Raw genomic sequence first — 6,231 nt, 5'->3', positions numbered from 1 at the left:
GGGGCTCCAGCGAGGGCGGCGTCACCATCGGCACCGCCAACTTCACCGAGAACCAGGTCCTCGGGTACCTCTACGCCGCGACGCTCGAAGCGTCCGGGGTGAAGACGAAGGTCCGCCCCAACCTGGGCACCCGCGAGATCCTCATCCCCGCGCTGAAGGGCGGCGACATCGATCTGCTGCCCGAGTACCAGGGCGCGCTGCTGCACTACCTCGACGCCGGGGCCACGGCCACCGAGGAGGGCACGATGCAGAACGGCCTCGCGATGCTCCTGCCGCGCGGCCTCCAGATACTCCCGTACGGCGAGGCGGAGAACGCCGACGCCTTCGCGGTGACCGAGGAGACCGCCGAGGAGTACGGCCTGAAGTCCCTGGCCGACCTCGCGAAGCACAACGGCAAGCTCGTCATCGGCGCGGCCCCCGAGGTCAAGAAGCGCACGGTGGGCTCGGTGGGCCTCAAGGACGTGTACGGCGTGGAGTTCAAGGAGTTCAAGTCCCTCGACTCCTCGGGCCCGTTGGTCAAGGGAGCACTCAAGAAGGGCGATGTGGACGTGGCGAACCTCTTCACCACCGACACCGACATCGCCGCCGAGGGCTGGGTCGTCCTCACCGACCCCAAGAACCTCATCCCCGGCCAGCACGTCGTACCGCTGATCGCCGACCGCAAGGCCGACTCCACGGTCCGCAAGGCGCTCGCCCGCCTCGGGGCCGTGCTGACGACCGAGGACCTCACCGAGCTCAACCGCCTGGTGGACAAGGACCGGAAGGACCCCGAGGACGTCGCGAACGACTGGGCGGCCGAGCACGGCATCACGAAGTAGCCGCGGCGGTCGCGGGAGGTCACCGCCTCCCGCGACCGGCCGTCACCTCCGGGGTCCGGCCGCCGCGTAGACGGTGACGCCGGCCGCCAGCAGGGCGCCGGCGGTCCAGGCGGCGGCCCCGGCATCGGGCGGGGCCAGCAGCCAGCCGCCGACCCCGCCCGGGTCCGGCGGTGCGAAGAGAGTGACGGCCGGCCAGCCGACGACCGGCGTCCAGGCGTACTCCGCACCGAACACGACGGCCCCGAGAGCGGCGAGACCGGTCAGCCCGGCGGCGTCCCGGACCAGGAACGCCGCCGTCACCGGGTCCCGCCCCGCCGTCTGCGCCGCCAGCAGAACGAGGGTGACGGCGGCGGCGATCAGCAGGACGTGCGCCGCCCGGAGCGGGGCCCAGCGGATCGCCGCCGTGCGGTCCAGGGCCGCGTCCTGGCCGCCCAGCCCGGGGGCCGCCGCGGCGACGGCGACCGCCACGGCCAGGACCGTCAGCCGCGGATCGGCGGCGCCGTCGGCCGCCGCGCCCGCCCCGAGCAGCACCGCCGAGGCGAGGAGCGCACCTGCCGTGGCCGGGGCCCGGCGCGACCGCGCGTACAGCACGGGGCCGCTCGTCACCGCGCTCCCCCGGCCAGCTCGTCGGCCCAGGTGAACTCGCAGCCGAGGGCGGCCTCGCGCACCTCGGCGACCCGGCTCCGCCGCTGGTCGGGGGAGAGTGCCGTGAACTGCTTCCACGCCTTCCCCATCGAGGCCCGGTAGGCCTCGCGGTCGTACACATCGGCCTCGATGGGCCGGAACGTACCGAGCGCCCAGCTCGCCAGCACGCTCTGCACGACGAGCACCTCGTCGCCGCCGAACTCCCGGGAGGTGATGGCCCGGCAGCTCGGCGCGAGACCCTCGCCGACGAGGCGGCGCACCAGCTGATCGCCCTTCGCCGTGTCGATCTGCGGGTCCTCGAAGTTGACGAGCACCGCTGCCGGCGCGAGCCGGCGCTCCTCGCCCACGGCCCGGAGCGCGGTCTCCTCCCGCACCTGCCGGGGCGCCGCGTCGCCGAGCACGGTGTCCAGGACGCCCAGGGCCCGGGTGGCGGAAGGCGCGAGGGCATCGAGCCGGTGGAGGTGCGCCTCCGTGACGCAGACCTGGCCCTCGCATACCTGGGCGGCCGCCGCCGGGTCGATACGGTAGCCGCCACGGGCGTCACCGGGCAGCACCAGCAGTGCCAGGGCCGCTCCGGCGAGTACGGGCACCACGGCGATCAGGCGGCCACGCCGACGGGTGGCGCTCAGCAGCGCGAACCCGGTGGCCAGGAGACCGGACAGCCACAGGGTCTGGCCCAGGTGCACGGCGCCGGTGAGGGTCAGCAGCACCTGGCGCGGCTCGGCGACCGCCGGGGAGAGCTGCGAGAGCAGTTGGGATCCGACGCGGACGGTGGGCAGTTCGCTGTCGGTCTGCTGCATCAGGAGCACGGTCGCAGCGAGGAACAGGACCGCCACGGCCGGCGGGGTCAGCGGTGACGGCAGGGCCCGTGCCACGCCCATGCCGAACACCGCGGCCGCCACGAGGGCCAGCAGGGCGACGGCCGAGATGGGCAGCCAGCCCAGATGGGCGTACGAGGTCGGGCCGAGCGCCACCTGGACGCCGCCCCACACCAGCAGCGCCCCGAACCCGGCGACCAGCGCCAGGGCGACCGCGACCGCCGGGGTCGCCGCGCGCTGCCATCCGGGCCGGGGGGTGGCGGCCAGCAGTTCCGGCATCCGGGAGCGATGGTCCCGCAGCCCGTACAGGGCCCCGATCCCGGCGACCAGCGGCCACAGGTAGGCGAGCAGCCCCCGGGTCCACAGGGCCAGCGAGGTCCACTGCCCGGTCCAGTCGACCGAGGTGCCCCACCAGCTCCCGTCGATGCCGTAGAGGAAGGCGAACCCGCCGGCCAGGACGGTGAGGCCGGCCAAGGGGGCGGCGGAGCGCAGGAGTTCGGTGCGCAGGACGCGGAGGTTCACCAGCTGCCCCTTCCGTGGTCGGAGCCGGACAGGAGGGCCGAGTAGCCGCGCTCCAGGGGGCTGTCGCCCGGCTGCTCGGCGGTTCCGGCGGCGGCCAGCGCCTCCGGCGTCCCCTGGAAGACGAGCCTGCCCCGGTCGAAGAGCACCACATCGGTGCAGGCCGCGGCGACGTCCTCGACCAGGTGGGTGGAGACCAGCACACAGCTCTCCCGGCCGAGTTCCTGGAGCAGGGCGCGGAACTGGAGGCGCTGGGCCGGGTCGAGGCCGACGGTCGGTTCGTCGAGCAGCAGCACCGAGGGGTCGTTGACGATGGCCTGGGCGATGCCGACGCGGCGCACCATTCCGCCGGAGAGCGTCTTCATCCGGCTGTCGGCCCGGTCCGCGAGTCCGACCCGTTCCACGGCGCGCTGCACGGCGCCGGGGATGTCCCGCGAGGGCATCTCCTTCAGCCAGGCCAGGTAGCTGACGAACTCGCGGACGGTGAATCGCTTGTAGTAGCCGAACTCCTGCGGCAGATAGCCGATGCGGCGGCGCAGCTCGCGGTGGCGGGCGCTGTCGCGGACGGAGTGGCCGAACAGTTCGAGGTCTCCCCCGGTGGGGCGCAGGACGGTGGCGAGCGTCCGGATCAGGGTGGTCTTGCCGGCGCCGTTGGGGCCGAGCAGACCATGGGTTCCGGTGCCCAGGGCGAGGTCGAGACCGTCGACGGCGAGCCGGTCGCGGCCGACCCTGACGGTGAGGCCGGTGGCATGGATCTCATGGGCGTAGACGCGTGGCGCGGTGTCGAGCGCGCCGGTCGGGACGGTCGGTTGGGTCAACGGGTTCTCCTTGTGGGGGGGTCATCGCAGGCTTCTGGGGGCGGTGTAGGCGCGGCGGCGGGCCAGGACGACGACGGCCGCGGCGGCGAGCGTCAGGGCCCAGAGCGGGAGGTGTTCGGGTCGGAGGAGGAGGATCCGGCCCAGGGCCGCGGCCGGCGCGAGGACCGCCGCGGTCCACAGCGCGCCGAGGGCGGCGGTCGCGCGGCCGACGCCGATGACGCTGCCGAGCGCCAGCGCCGTCGCGGTGAGGGCGAGGGAGGGCAGGAGCCACTGCGCGAGGGCGACGCCCGTCAGGAGTCCGGCGACCAGGTGCACCGGAAGGACGACGGCGAGCACGGTCAGGGTGCGCCGCAGCAGCAGGGACAGCCCGGCGCGCGGGGTGACGGCGGTCAGTTCGAACGCCGGGTCCAGTCCGCGCGACCAGGCCGCGGCGACTCCGGCGAGCGGAAGGGCCGGCGCCATCAGGAGCACGGTTGGTGCGCCCCGCGTCCAGCCCGCGGTGCGGTCCAGCAGCACCGCGACGACGCTCACGCCGATGACCATGGCCAGCCAGGGGCCCATGACCGGGGTGGCCCAGGTCGTGGGGCGGCGGCGACGGCGCGGGGCGGGCGTCGAACGGTCCAGGGCCGGCTCCAGGCCGTCGCGGACTGCGGTCAGCAGGGCGGCGACGGCGGGGACGCCGGCCGCCGCGCCGGCCAGTCGGCCGCGGCAGTCGGCGCACTGTTCCATATGGGCCTCCACGGCCCACAGTTCGTCGGCGGGCAGGTCGGTGTCTCCCCGCGCGTAGTCGGCGACCAGGCGGTCGGAGGGATGCTCGACGCTCATGCCAGTGCCCTTCTCATGGCGATACGGGCCCTGCGGGCCCGCGTCTTGACGGTGCCTTCGGGGAGGTCGAGCAGGACCGAGGTCTCCCGGACCGAGAGCCCGTCGAGCACCAGGGCCTGGAGCACCTGGCGCAGTTCGGGGGCGAGGGTCCGCAGGGCGTCCCCGACCTCTCCGCCGACGGCGGCGGCCAGGGCCTCGTCCTCGGCGGCCGGGGCGGTGGCGCGTCCGGCGGCGGCGACGGGCGGTTCGGCGTGGTGGGCGCGGCGGCGGAAGGCGTCGACCAGGCGGCGGGCCGCGATCGTCCAGAGCCACCCGGCGGCGCTCCCGCCGACGGCGCTGCCGACGAAGGCGCCGGCGGCACGCCACACGGCGAGGTAGGTCTCCTGCATGACCTCGGCGACGATCTGCTCGTCGGCGCACCGGCGTCGCAGCCGTACCGCCAGCCAGGGCGAGGTGCGCCGGTACAGCTCGTCGAACGCGGCGCGGTCTCCGTCGGCGACCCTGCGGAGGAGATGTTCCTCGGCCGGTTCCGGGGGCCGCTTCTTTCGTAGTCTCACACCGGCCAGACGCGGGGCGGGGCCTGCGGGTTCTCACCTGGGAGTGGCGTGCGTCACGCCGGGACCGGAGTGGGGGCCAGGGTCTCTCGTCTGGATCGGGCCGGATCAGGGAGCGGGGTCCGGTGCGTGCGGCTGCAAGGCGGAGGAGGGAGTCACTGCGGAGCATGGGCGACCGACGACAACGCGGCAGATGCGCGTGCCGGACCCCGCGAGCCCGGCATGATCCGAACGAGAGGCCCTAGCTCCCGAGCAGCGCGGCGACGGTGATCAGCACCGGCACCGAGAGCAGGGTGGACAGCAGGATCGACTCCCTCGCGAACCGCTCGGCGACCCCGTAGTGCGAGGCGTACGTGAAGAGGTTCTGGGCGGCCGGGAGAGCCGCGATCACGACGACGGCCAGCAGCGCCTCGTCCCGCAGTCCGAACAGCCCCGCGCCGACGGCCCAGGCGACGACCGGCTGGGCGACGGTCTTCAGCAGGGCGGACAGGTACAGCGCGACCCGGTCCTCGCCGCGGCCCGGACGCTCGCCGCCGTACAGGGATATCCCGAAGGCGAGAAGGACCGCGGGGACCGACATGTTGCCGATGAGGACGAGTGGCTCCAGCAGGGGTCCGGGCAGGGTCCGGCCGGAGGCGGCCACGGCGACACCGGCCAGCGATCCGATCGCCATCGGGTTGCGCAGCGGGGTGGTCAGCCGCCGGAGGACCGAGACCGGCTCCCCGGGGCGGCTGAGGTCGAGGACGGTCAGGGCCAGCGGGGTCACCACGATCTGCTGGAGGAGCAGCACCGGGGCGACGAGCGAGGCGTCTCCGAGGACGTAGACGGCGATGGGGATGCCCAGATTCCCGGCGTTGACGTAACTGGAGCACAGGGCGCCGATGGTGACCCGTCCGGCGTCCCAGCGCAGGAGCAGCCCGGCCACCACGACGAAGACCCCGGCCGCGGCGGCCGTGGCTGTCGCGGTGACCAGCAGGCGTGTCGACAGGACGACGGACAGGTCGGCGCCGGCGAGCATGGTGAAGAGCAGGGCCGGGGTCGCCACGTTGAAGGCCAGCCGGGTCAGCACGGTGCGGCCGTCCTGCCCCAGATATCCGCGGCGGCCTATGACGTACCCGACGGCGATGACGGTGGCGATCACCGTGAAGCCGGTGAGGACTCCCTGCATGTCTTCCTTGCGGGTGGATCAGGTGCGGTGGCGGCTGGGTGGGACACCCGGTCAGGTCCGGTGGGC

At 74.3% G+C, this 6,231-nt stretch carries 7 protein-coding genes; 1 reads left to right on the top strand and 6 read right to left on the bottom strand.

Annotated elements, in window-relative coordinates; translation table 11 throughout:
• On the top strand, nt 1–818 hold an 818-nt coding region (locus HET64_RS35105), incomplete at its 5' end, for an ABC transporter substrate-binding protein (RefSeq protein WP_215111291.1).
• Nucleotides 819–860: 42 nt separating this feature from the next.
• Here HET64_RS35105 and HET64_RS35100 read toward each other — a convergent pair.
• From HET64_RS35100 to HET64_RS35075, 6 genes are all read right to left on the bottom strand, one after another.
• Complete coding sequence (locus HET64_RS35100; protein ID WP_215111290.1) at nt 861–1,424, bottom strand: hypothetical protein; 564 nt, start codon at nt 1,422–1,424, stop codon at nt 861–863.
• On the bottom strand, nt 1,421–2,803 hold the full coding sequence (locus tag HET64_RS35095) for a hypothetical protein (RefSeq protein ID WP_215111289.1): 1,383 nt from the start codon (nt 2,801–2,803) through the stop codon (nt 1,421–1,423). Before HET64_RS35095 ends, HET64_RS35100 begins: the two co-directional genes overlap by 4 nt.
• Nucleotides 2,800–3,618 carry an ABC transporter ATP-binding protein gene (locus tag HET64_RS35090; RefSeq protein WP_215111288.1) on the bottom strand — a complete coding sequence of 273 codons (819 nt, stop codon included), beginning with the start codon at nt 3,616–3,618 and terminating at the stop codon, nt 2,800–2,802. Before HET64_RS35090 ends, HET64_RS35095 begins: the two co-directional genes overlap by 4 nt.
• 21 nt (nt 3,619–3,639) lie before the next feature.
• The gene (locus tag HET64_RS35085; protein ID WP_215111287.1) at nt 3,640–4,443 is read right to left on the bottom strand and encodes a zf-HC2 domain-containing protein; all 804 of its coding nucleotides are present in this window, start codon (nt 4,441–4,443) and stop codon (nt 3,640–3,642) included.
• Nucleotides 4,440–5,000 (bottom strand): RNA polymerase sigma factor, encoded by a 561-nt coding sequence (locus HET64_RS35080; protein ID WP_215111286.1) that lies wholly within the window; start codon nt 4,998–5,000, stop codon nt 4,440–4,442. The genes HET64_RS35085 and HET64_RS35080 overlap by 4 nt, the downstream gene beginning before the upstream one ends.
• Nucleotides 5,001–5,238: 238 nt before the next feature.
• Nucleotides 5,239–6,165, bottom strand: a complete 927-nt coding sequence (locus HET64_RS35075; protein WP_215111285.1) for an AEC family transporter — start codon at nt 6,163–6,165, stop codon at nt 5,239–5,241.
• Nucleotides 6,166–6,231 lie beyond the last annotated feature (66 nt).

Origin of the sequence: Streptomyces sp. McG3, from assembly GCF_018619185.1 — a bacterium.
GTDB lineage: Bacteria > Actinomycetota > Actinomycetes > Streptomycetales > Streptomycetaceae > Streptomyces.
The sequence above is the reverse complement of the archived record's forward strand: the minus strand, read 5'-3'. Positions and strand labels throughout refer to the sequence as shown.